Source organism: Roseofilum acuticapitatum BLCC-M154 (genome assembly GCF_030068475.1).
In the GTDB taxonomy this organism is placed as follows: Bacteria; Cyanobacteriota; Cyanobacteriia; order Cyanobacteriales; family Desertifilaceae; genus Roseofilum; species Roseofilum acuticapitatum.
This window is the reverse complement of the sequence record NZ_JAQOSP010000105.1, coordinates 33,418-51,129: the sequence shown is the minus strand read 5'-3', so window position 1 is coordinate 51,129 and position 17,712 is coordinate 33,418. Positions and strand designations below refer to the sequence as shown.

Sequence of the window (17,712 nt, the reverse complement as noted above, 5' to 3'; positions counted from 1 at the left end):
AAAGGGGGACTTTCTTCTTCCCCCCTTAAAAAGGGGAACTTTCTTCTTCCCCCCCTTTTAAGGGGAACTTTCTTCGTCCCCCCCTTTTAAGGGGAACTTTCTTCTTCCCCCCCTTTTAAGGGGAACTTTCTTCTTCCCCCCTTTTTAAGGGGAACTTTCTTCTTCCCCCCTTTTTAAGGGGGGCTAGGGGGGATCTAAATGTCACTCGGAAGAAGGAAAAATCCTGGATTCAGCAGTCGCAGGAACGGTAAAATTTACAGAAAAGTCGATTTTATTACTGAAATTCACGCCCCAACCTAATTGCCCAGAAAGTTCATAGTCTCCGGGTTCCAAAGTCTGTTCGCGATCGGTAGAATAGTCTATGGGTATATAGCGGGAACCTTCGGCAATCACGGTGATACTTTCGTTACGACCGCGATTTATTTCTCGACCCTCTTTTTTCAGCGTCCATTCCGGTTGCAAAATGACGCTCGCTTTTCCGGTGTTTATGGCGAGTAAGTCCAGGGTTTTGGACTCTGGATTATATCGGGCACTGTCGAGGGTTAGCTCATGGGAAATATTCCCTTTGCGGACGTAAACGGCGACTCCAATTCGGGGCACGATGGTTGTCCGAAAAATTATATCCCCCGTGGAATCGGTTTCTTCTTGAATGGTGGCTTTGAGGTTTTCGGTAAAGAGGATAGCTCGATATTCTCCATCGGGTAAACTGGGAGGAAATCGGGCAATGAAGCGGATGCGACGTTGTTCTGTCCCTGGAATTTGTAGTTCTCGCGGAGAAAATTGCAGGTAGGGACTTAAGTCTTGAGGGCTAGAGTCTAAGACTTGAAATCCTTCTTCTGCGTCATAGGTAAATGGGGCGCTGTAGACGCGGGCGCGAAATTCTTCTGATGTGAGGTTAGAGACGGTGATGCTTCCCGTGGCTTGCCCTCGGTTCACTTGGGTTTCTACCACCAGGGGAGAAATGGAAATATTGGCGCGGGCTGCGGCTCCTAATAATAGACAGTTGGCGAGTACAAGGCTGGTGAGACTAGAGGTTATGCGGCTAAGAAAGTTGAATTTCATTACCAAGGAAAAATTTTAAGGGGTAATCAGTCCATGAGGTTCCTCTTATAAGACGATCTGTCCGGTTGATTTGTGAAATATTGTTTGAGATTCTGAAAAAAGGAGTGGGAGCGTCTCGCTCCCTAGCTTTTGAATTTCCCTAGTGAGAATGGGGGGATGGGGAGATGGGGGATGGGGGGATGGGGAGATGGGGTGATGGGGTGATGGGGTGATGGGGTGATGGGGAAAGGCAGCGAGCAAGATGCTCGCACTACAGGCTTTCCCTCTTTATTGGGGATCGCTGACCATTTCAGGAGCAGGAAGATCGGAGTTAGAGAGAGACTCAGCAGCATAGGACTTTTGTCCAGAGTCAGGAATGGAGAATTCTGGTGCTTCTGGGGGGGTTTCTTGGGCTGCACCGGAGGGCGCATCGCCGTATAACCAAGCCAGTCCTCCCACTGCACTAGCCATTAATGCGGTATAGCCTAAATAGAGATGGGCCGGTTGTAAATAAAATCCTTTACTTTTTTGGTGGGCAAGGGAAGACCAGGAGGGAATGACCGAATGGGTGACATCAGGTTCTGGGAGGGTCGAAAGCAGGTGCTGACTGTCTAAACCGAGAATAATGCTCAGACGACGCACAAAACCATGGAGGTAAATTTCTTCCGGCAGATGCTCGAAATCTCCAGTTTCTAAGGCTTTGAGTTCATGGATCGGGATACGGGTTAAAGCATGGAGTTGATCGAGGGAGAGATTTCGCCCCAAACGCGCTTTTTGTAATTGTTCGCCAATTTTTTTCCAACCCGTTTCCCGTTCCTGTTGCTTTTTCTGTTGGGCCAACTGCACCTTAGAGAGTTTCTGAGGGCGGGGTGGAGGGGTTTGCGTGGATGATGCTAAACCGGAATTGACAGGAACGGTTTTTGGGGAATGGGCGGTACTGGGTTTAGTGCTACTCTGGGGAGTGGTTACCGGGGCGATCGCCGTTGAAGGACGTAGAGGTTCACTCAACTGGCGCTGATACTCATTAACCAAGTGTTGCAAGGCGATCTGAATCGCTTCTCGTCCCATAGCCTTAATCAACATTTGCATCCCTTCTGCCCCCTCTCCTGACTGACTGTGGAGACTCTCCAGGGTACGGCGATAGACCGGAGAATGGTGGAGTTGCGCTTCCATCTGACTCAGGAGCTGCCGCAACTCTTTGGGGGAAAGTCCCAAAATGGCACAAGCTTGAACACTTAAAGATTGAGGGCTATTAGTCATGGTCTGCTATCTCCGTACACTGATCCCACCCATGGGAATATGGGTAAATTGGGGAATTTCTCCTTACTTATTCCTAATTTTTCGGGAATCTCCGGATACAGAATTACCCCATCAGCAGAACACAATACGCAATATGGAGAGCCGGGGAAGGTGCAGTAAGCTTTAGAGTGCGACAACTCTTGCTCTGCACACCTTCGGCACTCAAGCTTGGGGATGTCCCTCCTGATGACTCCTTTCCCAGCATCGCTCCAGAAGGGTTAATTGATAGCGAGTCCAAAAATGCTGGGGACTCCAAACTATGGGAGACTCTGGGTTAAACAAGGGTTGTTGAAGATAGGCACATAGGGGGAGCCAAAAGGTGTAATAGTTAAACTTCATGGTTATCGAAACGGTTAAGATGGTGAGATGTACAATAAGAGTCCACCTAAAGCGCAGGTGAGTCAGGATATCCTTTCCTTCTTCCACTGTGCCAAACTCTTCAGCCAGCGTGCTAGAATGTTGCATTCTTTGACAAAAATTGACATTTAACTTAAAACTCCACTCATTCAGGGGATAACAGGCGAACGGCTTCCCCAAACGGAAAGTGATTTAAATCCAAGCCTCCTGGAGTAACTACCCACAAGATTGGATAGTCGGGAGCCGAGTCAGGAAAGTTCCCATAACCATCAGTCATATCAAGTCTGTTGGATCAGTTATAGTATGTCATTGCGAAGGTCGCGCAAGGAGAATGAAGCAATCTCCCCAATTTGGGAAATTGCAGCGATTGCTTCCCTGCCGTCGTCATGACAAGTGTTTAAATAGAACTATTTAAGATACGATTGAATGGACGACACATCTAGGGTTTCATTGTTAATGACCAAAGCAATATTGATATTTTCCAAAAAATTGATAAACCATTGAATTTGATCGATAGGTTTAGACTCATAATAATTAAACCATTGAAACAATTGTTCTCCTAAATTCGATTGACTTTGACCTGAAATTAGCACAATCTTTAGGAGTAATGCACTGGTTTTTAATTCTCCCAAATTAGCAATCAAATTCACAAAAATATAATGTTTAGGATCGTCTGGACTTTCAATCAAAAACTTCAACAAATTATCGCAAGTTTGGTTCAGCAACAGAGAATTAAACCCTTTGTTATCTTGTTCTGGCAAGAGACTTTTAAGTTTATGCCTTAACTTAAAATCAAAATGTTGAGAGTGAACGTCAGAATCAATTGCAGTAATAATATAATTATAGAATTGCTCTTTAAATTCCTGATAAGAACGCACAGTTTCCGTATGCTCTAAAAACTTTCTCGCTAAATCTTTATAACTCGAATTTCCCTCAACTTTACCCGTAAACTGTTTAATGGCTAAATACAGATCTTGGTCACTCAGTAGAGTCGGATTAGCCAAGGGCTTTTGACTATTCAAACCCGATATTTTTTTAATTAAATAGGTCGCATACTGGGAAAGACTCAGTTCAAATTCCCATTGGCGTTCAGCTTGAATTTCTTGCAGCAGTTGCTGATGTTCCCTAGAACTATTGGATGCCACTAGGGAATATCGATAAAGATAGGGATAGCGATAAATTTGTGTTTTAAGCGGAGAGGTGAAAATGGAAGAAGAGTGAGACTTAGCACTAGATTTATTCTCAATCAATATTCGCAAAAAATGATAATCTTCACTCTCTTCAAATTCTTTAACAGTGGCATGAATGATCGGTTCTACAAAAAGTTTTTCAATCATTTTATATTCATGACTTTTACAAAAATCATCCACCATTGTCTTGAGTTTTTCAACATATTTAGGTAAGGGAGAAGAATGGCAATATTGATATTGACTTTGATTATTAAATAGAGCAATTAAACCCACAATCGCGATTTTAGAAGAAGCACGAATTTGCCAGTGATTAATCAAAATATAAAAGCAGCGATTTAATATTTTGTTGAATTGACTTGATTCGGAAATTTGAATAATCAAGCGTCGCAGAACAGCACTAATCTCAATATCTGGATAGCCAATGACTTCAATAAATAACTTATGAACTCTTTGAATCATAATAGATGGCGATTCTTGTTGCACCCAATAAAGGAGATGATCGTAAAGTTTTTGCTCGTCTGATAAATATTGATTTTTACTTAAATAAATTGATTTTTCAGGGCTATATCCCAGTCGATTTTTAAGCCATTTTAGATCAAATGTGTGGGCATAAATTTTATTATAAACTCCGATTACTGGACGAGCATAGTAATGCCCAAAAGGAACTTTAACCACTAAACCACTTAATCGTAATTCCGTTTGTTCTGGACTCTCTTCTGATGGAATTTCCCCTTGATTTAAGATTTGGGAATATAATTCTAATAAGGATTTTCGATTGGGACTTTCTAAGAGGCGATCGCGAATCGATCTAAGATGTTCGGGTTCATCTTGAGCTTCCCAATTCTGCAAAATCTTGGTATGAACCAATTGATTAACCCTATTTTGCTCTTGATTGAGGGCAATAAATGATTCACTGTTAGCGACTAAATGACACATTTTTTGTGTTAAAAAAGGCTTTCCTCCTGTCCAATCTAAAATGGATTTCAAAACTTTTTGTGGATCTCTCGCTTTCATGACTAAGCCTTCTGCTAATCCTAAACAATCTTGCAATTGAAATCCGGTTAATTGAATTTCTCGACCCATATCAAAGGGACTAAAGTTAGGGTTGGAACTTAGTTCTGAAGGGCTGGCTACGCCTAATAAAACCCAAGTTAATCGTTGGTATTCTGGATATTTTTGACGTTTTTTATAGCAAGATCGAATTAAGCCGAAGAAATCATAAACTGGAAACTTTAAACCTAATACACTATCAATTTCATCTACAAAAATCACCACATTGTGGGGAATCTGATGTAGGATGACTTCAGTTAATAATAAACGCAGCCGCTCGACGGGAGAAAAAGAGAGGCGATCGCGCCACCATTTGGGCAAGTTGATTTTATCGGCTAAATTAAAACTACTCAAGACTGAATAGGCAAAGGCAGCATACCATTCTTCGGCGGTAATATTGCGGCTAAAAATAGCGGTTAAATCGACCACACCACAAACAATACCACGATTTTTTAATAGCTCAATGGTGCGGACTCGCAAAGAGGATTTACCCATTTGTCGAGAGTTGAGAACATAGCAAAATTCTCCGGCTAGAACTCCACGAAAGAGATCTGCATCGGCTTGACGTACCACATAAGTAGGTGAATTTAGCGGCAAACTGCCGCCAAATTGATATTCATACATTTTAGTAAATATGTTGTTCATGATTCCCGTAGATGCTCGCCTGAAATAAAAAAAGACTAAGAGAGTTGTACTCGAAAATACTGACGATACAGATTACATCTGGGCACAACTTGATGTCCCTGTAAATCAATCAATCCCATACTATGTAGTTTAAAGGCGGGAATGGATTCAAGCTGTACTGCTTGGGCGCTATCGACCACTTTTTTTAAGGCTTCTTTTAAGAGGGAATGGTAATGTAGATTCCATAAGTGTCGCCTTAAATGATCGCTATATAAACCGGCATCGGTGGCTGCCGTTTCGAGGACGGTTGTTAAGGTCATTTCATGGCGAGCAATATGGTAAAGTGCGAGTCGGACTAAGTAGGGATGTCCTCCTACCATGGACATGAGTCGATTGACTTCTGAGATTGTCCAATCTAAGCCATGACGATGGGCGAGTTCTAGGATTTTATCGGGGGGAAATTCGGGCAGTTCAATGGGTAAGCCGACATTGAAGGGGGATTGGTTGATGCTCATGGGAACATAAACTTCTGTGGAATGAACGACGACTAGGCGCAGTTTTTTCCAGATGTCGCGGTTTTTTCCTTCTTCATGCCAAGCTCGCAGGAGGCTAAAAAAGTCGGAGGCAATGTCGGGAAAGGAGAAAACGACATCGACTTCATCTAAGCCTAAAACGAGGGGGTTTTGGCAGTGGGGAAGGATATAGTTTTCAAAGTAGGATTTGCAGGCGACTTTGGCTCCAAAAATGCTGTCCCAATAGTCTTCAAAGTTGACGGGTAGGTTGATTTGTAGGCTGATGTTGGCGGCAAACCACTTGAGGAAGGGTTCTAGCTCGGTGAAGACTTTGCTATCGGCAAGTTGAAAACTGAGGGGAACGGTGGCGTAGCCAATGGTGGAGGCATGGTGTAGGATGCGAGCCATGAGGGAGGTTTTGCCCATTTGTCGGGGGGCTTTGATGCGAATTAAGGCTCCGGGTTTTTCGATCGCCTCATAACATCGCGTTTCTATTCGGGGCCGCTCGATGTAAAATGCTGAGGCCAGCTCGACTTGTCCTCTGGGAATTTCCGGTTCGGCAATGGGTTGGGGGGGAGCTTTGGGTAGGATGGCGTAGGGGTTATGGGCAGAGTGTGCAGGAGGAGAGACAATTTTCATCGGCTGGCGATCGCCCTCAGCCAGTAGTCGTAATAAGCTTTTAATTAATCTGGGGGTATCTTCTGGCGATCGCCATCTTAACCTCGGTAAGTCCTGTAAATAGCCCCGCAAATCATGGTTGAGCAGACTAAAGGAATTGTTAATTTCTAAAGGAATAATATGGGGAAGTCCCTGCTGACGCGACTCTTGTAAGGACTTGACAATTCGCACCTCTTCGGTAATCATCTCACTCACCGCAGATAAGGGCGAGAGCAACAGCAACAACTCTTCACAGGTATTCAGTTCTCGGTAAATCTGTTGCAACCCATTTTTAGCCATCCGCAGGCAGTTATCCGCTAAAGTAACCGTATAACCGGAGTTTCTCAGGGTTTCGTAGAGTTGGGAAATAAGGCTTAAAGGCGGATCGGTGGGACTTTGATAGTAACTGAGCAGAATATGATGCTTCTGGGGTTGGGGTTCCCGGTTGGTTTTCAGCGCTTCTCCAATTAACTCTGGACGATATTTGGCGATCAAGGCAATCAATTCCCCGCGACGAGAATATCCCGCTTCTTGGGGATCGACAGCTCCCAAAAAGGCATCACAGATATGTTGGATATGCTTGCGTACTGTCACCGGTTGAATATAAAGCTGTTCGGCGATCGCTGTATCTTCCTCCCCCGCTAAGACTTTTAGCAGCACTTCTTGTCGCCTAGGAGTAAGATTAGCAAAGGATTGGATAAACTGAATCTGGTTCATCAGATTACACCAGGAAACAACAGATGGTGTGGGAGACGGCGGCTCAAACTGAACCAGAGTCTTCTTCTTCTATTCTTCATTAATATAGTGAGAACTGCCACTGGGATAAATTGTGTATCGAATCACCACAGAGGCTAACCCTAGGTTAAGATCCTCATGTTTGTGAATCTTGCTTACACAGAATCCCCCAGTCCCCCTAAAGTCAGCCATAGTAGAAGCATCAGAGTCATCATTGTCCTGTTTGGTCTAACCTTCGGGTTTGCCTATCCTTGAGATGAATCTTTATGAGTTGCTTGAACCTAGGGTGAGTTGATGTTTTGCATAATACTCAACTCCTCAGAGATAGTAAGGCTTTGAGGATCTCTGCTCCTTTGATGCTAAGTCGTGTTCCAAACTGGTGTGCAGATTGCTTGATTGCAGTCTGCACTATTTTTTTTAAACTAACCCATTACAAACATTAAGCCTGATGGGGTGGGCAGGTTAACATCATTGATGGTGGGTTTCCTAGATTAGGTTAAACCCGCATCTACCCAATCATTGTTAATTATCCTAATTCTCTATGTCTTCCCCAACTCAATCCTATCCAGCTTGGAGTCAAGCAGTTGCTCAACCCGCTACGGAATTTCCGCCGACTAACCTGGAAATTCTCGAAGGAGCCATACCCAAAGGTTTACGGGGGACGCTATATCGAAATGGCCCTGGACGACTAGAACGGGGTGGCGTGCGGGTGGGTCATTGGTTTGATGGAGATGGGGCAATTCTGGCGGTTCATTTTGCCCAGGAGGGAGCAACTGGGGTTTATCGCTATGTGCAAACCGAGGGCTATTGTGCGGAAGCTGAAGCGGATCGATTTTTGTATCCTAATTATGGCATGACGGCTGCTGGCCCTCTGTGGAAGCGGTGGGGACAGTCCCCGAAACATTCGGCGAATACGTCGGTTTTGGCTCTACCGGATAAGCTTTTGGCTCTGTGGGAAGGCGATCGCCCCTATCGGTTAGACTTAGAAACCTTAGAGACTCAAGGAAAAGATGACCTATCCCAGTTACAGTCCGGGATGCCCTATTCTGCCCATCCGAAAGTGGATGCTCAGACAGGAGAAATTTTTAACTTTGGTATCATGCCGGGAGCCAAGCCAACATTAGGTTTATATAAGAGCGATCGCACCGGTAAAATCATTCAAATGGGCCAACATCTCCTCAAGAGCATGTCCATTGTCCATGATTTTGTGCTTGCAGGCCCCTATTTAGTCTTTTTCATTCCCCCCATTGAGTTAAATTTATTCCCGATTTTACTCGGTACAAGCAGTTTTGCGGATGCTCTGCAATGGAAACCCGACAAAGGAACCCAAATTCTCATCTTCGATCGCCAAACCCTATCCCTCATCCAGCAACAAGAAGCCCCTCCCTGGTTCCAGTGGCACTTTAGCAATGGGTTTATGGATGAACAGGAGAACCTAGTCATTGATTTTGCCCGCTATCAGGACTTCCAAACCAACGAATTTCTGCGGGAAGTGCCCAGTGGCAAAACCCATACCGAAGCGTTAAGTCAATTGTGGCGATCGCATCTTAACCCCAAAACCGGCGAACTGCTCGACCATTATCCCCTCATCGAGCAGCATAGCGAATTTCCCATCGTCTCCCCCCTAGAAGTCGGCAAACCTGCCCGCTATACCTATTTGTCCATGCACCGTCCAGGAACCTCACTAGGCAAAGATTTACTCAATGTCATTGCCCGTTGGGACAACCAAACTCAAACCTTAGAGATGGGCGATCCAGGTATCGGATCGTATGCAACCGAACCCCTCTATGTGCCCGATCCAGAAACCGGCGATCGCGGTTGGGTGCTGACCGTGGTTTACCATTCCTCTAGCCATAGCAGCGAAGTCTGGATTTATGATGCCCATCACCTCAGTGATTCCCCCCTTTGTCGCTTAGGATTACCCCATGTTATCCCCATGGGATTTCATGGCACATTTGCCCAAAAAACCGATTTCTAAACTTTAAACTTTGATCCGCCCCTATGCAAAGAGCTATTTATCCTATGAAGATCAAATCACTCTTAATCAAAAGTATTTATAGATTATGTTTATTCAGTTTAACCCTATTTCCCTGGTCAGCCCAACCCGCCAGAAGTGCAGAAAACATTTATTTTACCTATGGCCCTTTAGAATTTAGCCTGTCAGTTGATGCCCTAGATACATTTGCCAAAACCGGAGAAATCACCCCAGATTTTCAATTTTATGCCCAATTTCTAGAACCAGAAGATCGAAAAGAGCTACAAGGGTTACTGCAACAAAAGTTTTCGTTAAGTGCGGTGGCAGTTTCTCAGATGACCTATACTGCCATAGGAGAATCAGTTTTGAAACGCTTAGGATATTTGATACAAACCCAAAAGCGTCAAAATGGGTTTTATGCTCTCAGATCTGCTTTAATCTTAGCCGCAGATGACCCAGAAGGATTAACCTTAGTCAATATTCTGCGCTATTTCCCTAGTGAAGGAATGCGGATTAATACCGGAGTGATCTTGCAATTACAGAAGCTTTTAACCACCTTTTTTCAATATCGAGATGCTGCAATTCAAACCATTATTGAAGAAGCCAATCGGGAAGCAACCTTAAATCCGATTGCCGATACGCTACCCGATATTTTGCAGCCTGGCCCCTTGACCGTTCGAGAGCAAAATTTAAATATCAAAACTAGGGAATTGGTAGAATCAGATATCGATCTCTATTTACCCGAAAATCAAGACCAACCAGCTCCCTTAATTGTGATTTCCCATGGATTTGGATCGACTCGGAGCAATTTTGTTGACTTGGCTCAATATCTTGCTTCCTATGGGTTTGCGGTCGCCATTCCTGAACATATTGGCTCTAATTTAGGCTATCGTCAAGCCCTCTTAGAAGGATGGTTAAATCAAGAGATTTATCCCCAGGAATTCGTCAAGCGCCCCTATGATATTAAAGATTTGTTAGATGAATTAGAAAAACTGCAAGCTGAAGAAGGCAATTGGGCCCGGGGAATTAATGTCCAAAATGTGGGCATTTTAGGCCACTCTTTGGGAGCAACAACTGCCTTATCCTTAGCTGGAGCAGAGTTAAATCGAGAACGCTTGCGCCAAAAATGTACCCTGGATAATCCGATGCTAAATGTATCGGTACTCTTGCAATGTCGGGCCAATGATATAGAGCCGGATGAACAAAAGTTACACGATTCTCGCGTTCAAGCGGCGATCGCCGTTTATCCCCTCAGTAGTGTCATTTTTGGCCCAGAACAAATCAGCCAAATTGATGTCCCTACCCTATTGATGGCCAGTAGCCATGATATTGTTACTCCCATTGTGACCGAACAAATTTATCCCTTTCTATGGCTGAAACATCCCGAAAAATATTTAGCCTTGATGATTCCAGGAACTCATTTTTCGGTCAGCGCTCCCACGGAAAATAATAATCCCTTTACCCCAGAATCTGCTCAGGAAAAACCTAGAGATAATACCGTGGGGATTAATGCGATGAATAGTTTAAGTTTAGCCTTCTTTAAAGTCTATTTATCTGAAGATGATTCCTATTTACCCTATCTGAGCGCTAGTTATGCCCAAACTCTCAGCGCCGAGAGCCTAAAACTGAATCTGATTCGCTCTTTAGAGGTTGAACAATTAGAACAAACCTATGGACAAGAGTTACCTATTCCAGTTTTTGAAGTCATGAGGAATCAGTAATGGGTAGGTGTTGACAGGGAGTATTTAGAAGAGTATGATGATAGATCTGTGTAAAAAATAAAAATAGAGGAAATTTCGATGTCACGATACCGAGGCCCGCGCTTACGGGTAACCCGGCGCTTGGGGGACTTACCTGGTTTGACTCGTAAATCTCCTCGACGGGCATACCCCCCTGGTCAACATGGTCAGGCTCGGAAGAAGAAGTCAGAGTATGCTATCCGTCTAGAGGAGAAACAAAAGCTGCGCTTTAACTATGGTTTGAGTGAAAAGCAGCTTCTACGCTATGTGAAAAAAGCCCGTCGGATCACGGGTTCTACCGGACAAGTGCTGCTGCAACTGCTGGAAATGCGCTTAGATAATACGGTATTTCGCTTGGGTCTGGCTCCCACTATCCCCGCAGCTCGCCAATTAGTCAACCATGGCCATATAACGGTCAATGGTCGTCCGGTAACTATTGCCAGTTATCAGTGTAGACAGGGAGAAGAAATTGGGGTCAGAAACCGCGATCGCTCCCGTAAACTGGTAGAAGCTAATCTGCAATATCCCGGTTTAGCCAACATTCCCAGCCATTTGGAATTTGACAAAGCCAAAATGACGGCTAAAGTCAATGGCATCATTCAACGGGAATGGGTGGCACTGCAAGTGAATGAACTGCTGGTGGTGGAATACTACTCTCGTCTGGTATAAGTCAACCCACACTCAGCATAATCATCATAGGGCGGAGGTATCTTCGCCCTTTTCAATTAAAAATTATTCACGTTATTATAATTGGGTCAATTGTCAATAAAATGCCCATGGTTGCTCATCATAACCCGGTTTATCCCGTGCGCTGGGATCGAGAAAATCAGTGCGTGATGCTCATCGATCAAACTCGCTTACCGGCAGAATATACAACTATTGCTATTCGGAATTCTACGGAGATGGCACAGGCAATCAAAACCATGATTGTCCGGGGAGCGCCAGCGATCGGTGTAGCTGCGGCCTATGGCATGGCATTGGGAGCCAGAGAAATTAAAGTCGGGAATACTACCGAGTTTCTGGCACAACTGGAAGCGATCGCCGCAAGCCTACGACAAACTCGCCCCACAGCAGTGAATTTATTTTGGGCTATTGAACGGATGTTAAAAACAGCAGGAGATCCATCTGCTTCTGTGGCTGAAATTCAGACTCAATTATTACAAACTGCTCAGGAGATTCAAGCAGAAGATTTACAAACTTGTCAGGCGATCGGTAAACATGGGGCTAAGGTACTCCCAGAAACACCAGAGCGGTTAAACTTACTGACTCACTGCAACGCGGGTGCTTTAGCCACTGCCGGATATGGCACGGCTTTGGGTGTAGTCCGGAGTGCTTGGGAACAGGGAAGGTTAAACCGGGTTTATGCTGATGAAACCCGTCCCCGCTTACAGGGGGCCAAACTGACGGCTTGGGAATGCGTGCAAGAAGGTATCCCGGTGACAGTCATTACAGATAATATGGCAGCCCATTGTATGCAACAAGGCATGATTCATGCGGTAGTCGTAGGAGCAGATCGGATCAGTGCCAATGGGGATACGGCTAATAAAATTGGCACTTATAGTGTTGCCCTAGCTGCTAAAGCCCACAATATTCCCTTTTATGTGGCAGCTCCCCTATCTACAGTAGATTTTAAGTTAGCCCATGGGGACGAAATTCCCATTGAAGAGCGTGATAGTACAGAAGTGGCTCAAGTGGGGGACACGCGCATTACTCCCGAAGGGGTGGAGTATTATAACCCAGCTTTTGATGTGACCCCGGCGGAGTTAATTGCGGCTATTATTACGGAAAAAGGTGCAGTTACTCCCGAAGAGTTGATTACACTAGGGAGCGAGGTTAGGGGGCGAAATTAGGGAGTGAAATTAGGGAGCGAGACGCTCCCACTCCAATCATATCAAGGAATTCCAGGAGTGCAGGCATCTTGCCCGCTTGTATGTTCCCATGATGTAAGTAAGGCATTCTCCCTCTAAGCTACTCCGTTTCATCCTCCTCAAAAATAGCACCCCTTTGCAATAGAGCATCGTGCAGAGAAGAGGTTAATCCTGGATTATCCTTAAATCGGGTTTGCACTACTTTCGTGTCATCGAGAATAACATCCGTCATATCAGAAAGGACAATACCCGCACCGGTTAAATCAGCTCTGGTGAAGTTTGCGCCCTTTAACTGAGTATCACTGAGGTTAGCATTGCTGAGGTTAGCGTCGGTGAAGTCCGCACCTCTTAAATTAGCGCCACTGAGGTTAGCCAGAGCTAAACTGGCGCGGTGGAAGTTTGCTCCTTCTAAATTCGCATCGCTCAGATAAGCGCCACTTAAGTCTGCACCGCCAAAGTTAGCTTGTTGCAAGTTCGCGCCACTGAAGTCTACATCACAGAGTTCGGCTCCGCGCAGATAGACGCGCTCTAGGTTAGCTTCGCTCAAGTCTAAACCATTTAAGTTCGTTCCTAAGAGTTTGGCTCCGGCTAAGTCGTCAGAGAGGTTTAAGCCTGCAATTTGGGCAAGTTCTTGGAAGTTATCAGTGTTGGCGGTGGTAATTTGGGTAATCAGGTCTAAGGCAGGAGTTTGATCGAACTGGGGTTGATAAGGCGGTTGTATCTGGGCTTCTTCTTGGGAGTGCCAAAGGGTGCGACTGATGTAGGGTTGTAGTGATGATTGTAGCAGCATGAGGACTAATTTTTGCTCGGCGATCGCCACTTGATTCGGTGTGACTTGATGGGGCCATAATCCTTCTGCCCCTATAATTTGTACATCAGTTGCCTTGAGGGAAAACGTTGCTTCTAGCGCTTCCTGGCTAGAACTCGCTTGAATGCGCCCCCACTTGCATCCCTTGATAGAGCCGGTCAAAATCTGCCCTGATTTCAGGGGAATTAACCTCCAGATGGGGTTTTCCGGGGTTCCAGAGGCGATCGCCCGCGCTCCCATCCCACTCAAATCCGGCTCCTGATCCCCTTCTGAACACCAAAACCCTCCTTTTAACCTCAGCCCTAATTCGCCCCCCTTTAAGCCAAATTGCAGCCGGCCATTCCCTAGAAGTTCCCACCGATGACCGCAGGTTATACTCAAATACAAATCATACTGTTGACCATCCCCCACAGACTCAGAAAGGGACACAACAGACCACTCTAGAGATAGAACTTCTGGATATCGATTCTCAGTCAGGGGTTGGGACATAAAGCTTCCTCTCACTCATTCAACCTGCTATTCTCTCACGCTTTGCGGCCCAATAACGGGGTTAAGCTTTCACTCTGAAAACTCCTTTCTTGCCTCTCTCTGTGTCCTTTGTGTCTCTGTGGTTCCTTTCCCCCACAAAGACACCAACATCGCCAAGGAAATATAGAACAATTCCTTGTCCGGACAGCAGGCAATAAGACATAGTGATAGAACATCAATTCACATGAGTCATCAACCCAGACTGGCCGCAGTATGATCTTTTCCTTACTCACTCGGCTTTTGCTCTGGCTGCTGATTGCAGTCATTGCTTACGCGATTCTCCTGCAATGGATTCCGAAAAAATATTATACCTGGTTAGGGGGAATCCTGATTTTCACCCTGATCATTTTGACCTTTTTCAATCCGGGTACAGTGGTGGTGGCTGAGGTTTGGCGGTTGCTGGTTTTTCCCCTGACTCCCCTTGGACTCTCCATTACCCTAATTTTATCGGGGATGTTGCACTTCAAAGGCAAGGAAATGGTTAAACCGGGAAAAGTTCTGATCTGGGCAGGGTTTGCTATGTTAGTCTTTTTTAGTTTGCCAGTGGTTGCCTATACATTGGCTCATCAGGCGGAAGCGGAAGCAAATAGAATTACTCAACAACGGTATAGTAACTGCCAAGCAGCTTGTCCGGTTTCCCCCCTCGAACAAGCTCGAATCATTGTTCTCTTGGGTCAAGATACAACAGAAGCAGTGATAGCCGACGATTATCGCCATGTGCAATTGAGCGATCGCGGTAATCTCATTTTTCATACCCTGGAAATATTTTGGGCCTCCGTTTCCCAAAATCATGACCCCCAAATCCTGGTTACTGGACGCTCTAGCGTGCAGAGTTTCACCCACAGCGAACACCCCAATGAAGCCCAAGATATTGTCAACGTCCTCCAGCGTTTTGGAGTCCATAATTCTAACCTGCAACCCATTTCTCAAGGGGATAATATGTATCGTGCTGCCGTACAAGTGAAAAAAATTCTCGAAGTTCAAGGACTAGAAAAAACGCCGATTATTTTAGTCACCTCAGCCTTACAAATGCATCGCGCTCAATTAACGTTTTCTTTCTTGAATATAGAAGTGATTCCCAGCCCTACGGATTTTATTACCATTCAGGATTCAACGGTGACTAAAAGACTGACGTTAGAAGATATTATTCCCAGCGCCGAAGCTCTGGTTTTAAGTACCAAGGTGACCAATGAATATTTAGTCACAATTTACTACTTTTTGCGCGGATGGCTCTTGCCGTTTCAGTAGGGGATGGGGAGATGGGGAGATGGGGGGCTTACAAGTAGATGATTTTAAGAAGCTCACCCCATCATTATCAATTATCAATGGTCTGCCAATTGCCCAATATAAAAAACGTAGCCAAAATATGGACTGTACTGGCGATAGAGGTCGATTTCTTGTTGTTCGCCTTCTAAAATTTGTAAGGCTTCTGGGTCATTCTGATACTCTACTTTGAGCTGCTGAATTTTGTTCTCCAAGGGTGTATAGTAGTCTGTCCACCAAGCACTTTCGGGTAAGGTAAACGTATCAACCAGGGTATAACCCGCTCCTTCCATGGCGGATTGATTTTCCTCTAGGGTTCTCATGGAGGGATAGCCTTCTTGCCAAAATTCCTTGACGGGTTCGGGAGGATTGGGTTTTAACCAACTGATTTCGGTGACAGCTAGGTATCCTCCGGGTTTGAGGAGCGATCGCCACTTGCTCAAGCCGCGATCGAACCCCATAATATAAATGGCTCCTTCTGACCAAATCAGATCGAAAGATTGCTCTGCAAACGGTAAGTCGGCCATATCTGCACAGACGACTTCTAAACGCTCTCCCCATCCCCGACTCTCAAATCTTTGCTTCAGCTCATCGAGATAGGGTTGATAGAAATCCACCGCAGTAATCTTACCTTGGCTCAGGGTGGCCAGATCCAGGGTTTGTTGTCCTGGGCCGCACCCCACATCTAAAATTTGGGGACAGTCGGGTAAAGCACTCAGACGAGAAAAGGCCTGTTTTGTCGCTTCAAAATTGCCGGGGCCTTGTCTAGGAAGGTCACTGTGTAATTGCCAAAAGACGGGATGAAAATCAGACATGGGTTAGTCCTAATATCAATTAAAAATTAAAAATTAAAAATTAAAAATGGGTTAGGGGCCAGTTGGCTCTATGGGCGGCCAATACAGGATGAAAATCAGACATGGGTTAATCCTAAAGAATCCTCTAACTGTTCTACGACTAAATCGGTCATCATTTGTTCGTAATACTGACAGGCCATGGTTTGCGAGGAGCGAAAGGTTTTGTTTTCCCAATATTTATTACTGGCAGAACCGCCGCCACACAAGCCATAATATTGACAAGTATTTTGGCATAGTTCGACCCCAGCCGTGATATCGCCATAGATGCGTTGGAATTTTTCACTCTCGCACACGGATTCTAAGCTATCGGTTAGCACATTGCCGAGGATAAAATCACCGTATTCTGCGGTTTTGATGGCTAACAGTTCCGGGTCGAAGGTAGAAAAATTGCCCTGATGATCGACATTGAGAATGACGAAGGGAGTGGTTAAACCGCTTCTAGGAATGCGATCGCCACTATAAATCAAACTACAAATCCGCTCAAATTCCCGCAGTTTGAATTCTCCACCGCTTTGAGCCGTCAAATCCCAAAATCTTTGAATAAATGCCTTGTAGCGCTTTCTAGCGTCCGTATTGGCGAGGGATGAGGACTGGTGTACCCCCTCTAATTCTTCGATATTAAAGCCCACATCGGTGAGACCGTTATCCATGAAAAACTCAAACATTTCATCAGCATGGTCAAGGGAATCTTGAGTAATCACGGTAATAATATTAAACGGTACATCCTGTTCTTGCAGGTGACGAATACCGCGCATGGTGCTGTGATGGGTTCCCAGTCCCGTGCGGGTTTTCCGATGGGCATCATGGATAAAATCAGGGCCGTCAATGCTCACCCCCACTTGCACGTTATAGCGCTTGAATAAGTCACACCAAGCGGGAGTAATTAAGGTGGCATTGGTTTGCACGGATTGCCCAATTTTACACCCAGTTTTATTGAGCTGTCGATCCAGTTCTGCAATTTGAGTCAGAGCAGTTTCATAGAAGGAAATCGGCACAGCTAGGGGTTCCCCTGCGTGCCAACAGACGGTAAAGCGATCTCCCACAAACGGACTCTCGAAGATGCGCCTAAACACCGGTTCAATCAGATCCAGGGAAAACTGGTTTTTGAGATGGCGATCGGGTAAATAACAATAGTCACAATCGAGATTACAAAAGGACGTAGTTTGGAGAATGACTAAATCTAAGGGGCCAAAGTTAGATAAATTGAGCATA

Annotated in this window: 13 protein-coding genes and 1 pseudogene; 5 read left to right on the top strand and 9 right to left on the bottom strand. The window is 45.2% G+C overall.

Annotation, left to right across the window (positions count from 1 at the left end):
- Nucleotides 1–201 precede the first annotated feature (201 nt).
- The 6 genes and pseudogenes from PMG71_RS16700 to PMG71_RS16675 form a co-directional block, all read right to left on the bottom strand.
- Nucleotides 202–1,062 carry a fimbrial biogenesis chaperone gene (locus PMG71_RS16700; RefSeq protein WP_283754841.1) on the bottom strand — a complete coding sequence of 287 codons (861 nt, stop codon included), beginning with the start codon at nt 1,060–1,062 and terminating at the stop codon, nt 202–204.
- A 267-nt stretch (nt 1,063–1,329) separates the two neighbouring features.
- Nucleotides 1,330–2,301 (bottom strand): helix-turn-helix domain-containing protein, encoded by a 972-nt coding sequence (locus PMG71_RS16695; RefSeq protein ID WP_283754840.1) that lies wholly within the window; start codon nt 2,299–2,301, stop codon nt 1,330–1,332.
- Between the two features lie 201 nt (nt 2,302–2,502).
- Entirely contained in the window at nt 2,503–2,805 is a 303-nt protein-coding gene (locus PMG71_RS16690) for a hypothetical protein (RefSeq protein WP_283754839.1), read from the bottom strand.
- A 37-nt stretch (nt 2,806–2,842) separates the two neighbouring features.
- Nucleotides 2,843–2,974 (bottom strand): annotated as a pseudogene (locus tag PMG71_RS16685) (DUF2201 family putative metallopeptidase); the annotation flags it as partial.
- Between the two features lie 130 nt (nt 2,975–3,104).
- On the bottom strand, nt 3,105–5,582 hold the full coding sequence (locus PMG71_RS16680; protein WP_283754837.1) for an AAA-like domain-containing protein: 2,478 nt from the start codon (nt 5,580–5,582) through the stop codon (nt 3,105–3,107).
- Between the two features lie 35 nt (nt 5,583–5,617).
- Complete coding sequence (locus tag PMG71_RS16675; RefSeq protein ID WP_283754836.1) at nt 5,618–7,447, bottom strand: AAA-like domain-containing protein; 1,830 nt, start codon at nt 7,445–7,447, stop codon at nt 5,618–5,620.
- A 559-nt stretch (nt 7,448–8,006) separates the two neighbouring features.
- Between PMG71_RS16675 and PMG71_RS16670 the strand changes: the two genes are divergently transcribed.
- The 4 genes from PMG71_RS16670 (at nt 8,007) to mtnA (ending at nt 13,029) form a co-directional block, all read left to right on the top strand.
- A complete protein-coding gene (locus tag PMG71_RS16670; RefSeq protein WP_283754835.1) occupies nt 8,007–9,443 on the top strand; it encodes a carotenoid oxygenase family protein in 1,437 nt (478 codons plus the stop codon).
- 44 nt (nt 9,444–9,487) lie between these two features.
- Complete coding sequence (locus PMG71_RS16665) at nt 9,488–11,161, top strand: alpha/beta hydrolase (RefSeq protein ID WP_283754834.1); 1,674 nt, start codon at nt 9,488–9,490, stop codon at nt 11,159–11,161.
- A 78-nt stretch (nt 11,162–11,239) separates the two neighbouring features.
- Entirely contained in the window at nt 11,240–11,848 is a 609-nt protein-coding gene (rpsD, locus tag PMG71_RS16660; protein ID WP_283754833.1) for a 30S ribosomal protein S4, read from the top strand.
- Between the two features lie 107 nt (nt 11,849–11,955).
- A complete protein-coding gene (gene mtnA, locus PMG71_RS16655) occupies nt 11,956–13,029 on the top strand; it encodes an S-methyl-5-thioribose-1-phosphate isomerase (protein WP_283754832.1) in 1,074 nt (357 codons plus the stop codon).
- A gap of 118 nt (nt 13,030–13,147) precedes the next feature.
- Here the strand turns inward: mtnA and PMG71_RS16650 are convergent, their stop codons facing one another.
- A complete protein-coding gene (locus PMG71_RS16650) occupies nt 13,148–14,344 on the bottom strand; it encodes a pentapeptide repeat-containing protein (RefSeq protein WP_283754831.1) in 1,197 nt (398 codons plus the stop codon).
- A gap of 252 nt (nt 14,345–14,596) precedes the next feature.
- Between PMG71_RS16650 and PMG71_RS16645 the strand changes: the two genes are divergently transcribed.
- On the top strand, nt 14,597–15,631 hold the full coding sequence (locus tag PMG71_RS16645) for a YdcF family protein (protein WP_283754830.1): 1,035 nt from the start codon (nt 14,597–14,599) through the stop codon (nt 15,629–15,631).
- A 74-nt stretch (nt 15,632–15,705) separates the two neighbouring features.
- Here the strand turns inward: PMG71_RS16645 and PMG71_RS16640 are convergent, their stop codons facing one another.
- Both PMG71_RS16640 and grrM read right to left on the bottom strand, forming a co-directional pair.
- Nucleotides 15,706–16,461 carry a class I SAM-dependent methyltransferase gene (locus tag PMG71_RS16640; protein WP_283754829.1) on the bottom strand — a complete coding sequence of 252 codons (756 nt, stop codon included), beginning with the start codon at nt 16,459–16,461 and terminating at the stop codon, nt 15,706–15,708.
- A gap of 95 nt (nt 16,462–16,556) precedes the next feature.
- Nucleotides 16,557–17,711, bottom strand: a complete 1,155-nt coding sequence (gene grrM, locus PMG71_RS16635) for a cyclophane-forming radical SAM/SPASM peptide maturase GrrM/OscB (protein WP_283754828.1) — start codon at nt 17,709–17,711, stop codon at nt 16,557–16,559.
- Nucleotide 17,712: the final 1 nt, after the last annotated feature.

Coding starts and splice junctions, on each gene's coding strand:
- PMG71_RS16700 (WP_283754841.1), bottom strand. CDS start 1,062: ATGAAATTCAACTTTCTTAGCCGCATAACCTCTAGTCTCACCAGCCTT.
- PMG71_RS16695 (WP_283754840.1), bottom strand. CDS start 2,301: ATGACTAATAGCCCTCAATCTTTAAGTGTTCAAGCTTGTGCCATTTTG.
- PMG71_RS16690 (WP_283754839.1), bottom strand. CDS start 2,805: ATGCAACATTCTAGCACGCTGGCTGAAGAGTTTGGCACAGTGGAAGAA.
- PMG71_RS16680 (WP_283754837.1), bottom strand. CDS start 5,582: ATGAACAACATATTTACTAAAATGTATGAATATCAATTTGGCGGCAGT.
- PMG71_RS16675 (WP_283754836.1), bottom strand. CDS start 7,447: ATGAACCAGATTCAGTTTATCCAATCCTTTGCTAATCTTACTCCTAGG.
- PMG71_RS16670 (WP_283754835.1), top strand. CDS start 8,007: ATGTCTTCCCCAACTCAATCCTATCCAGCTTGGAGTCAAGCAGTTGCT.
- PMG71_RS16665 (WP_283754834.1), top strand. CDS start 9,488: ATGAAGATCAAATCACTCTTAATCAAAAGTATTTATAGATTATGTTTA.
- rpsD (WP_283754833.1), top strand. CDS start 11,240: ATGTCACGATACCGAGGCCCGCGCTTACGGGTAACCCGGCGCTTGGGG.
- mtnA (WP_283754832.1), top strand. CDS start 11,956: ATGGTTGCTCATCATAACCCGGTTTATCCCGTGCGCTGGGATCGAGAA.
- PMG71_RS16650 (WP_283754831.1), bottom strand. CDS start 14,344: ATGTCCCAACCCCTGACTGAGAATCGATATCCAGAAGTTCTATCTCTA.
- PMG71_RS16645 (WP_283754830.1), top strand. CDS start 14,597: ATGATCTTTTCCTTACTCACTCGGCTTTTGCTCTGGCTGCTGATTGCA.
- PMG71_RS16640 (WP_283754829.1), bottom strand. CDS start 16,461: ATGTCTGATTTTCATCCCGTCTTTTGGCAATTACACAGTGACCTTCCT.
- grrM (WP_283754828.1), bottom strand. CDS start 17,711: ATGCTCAATTTATCTAACTTTGGCCCCTTAGATTTAGTCATTCTCCAA.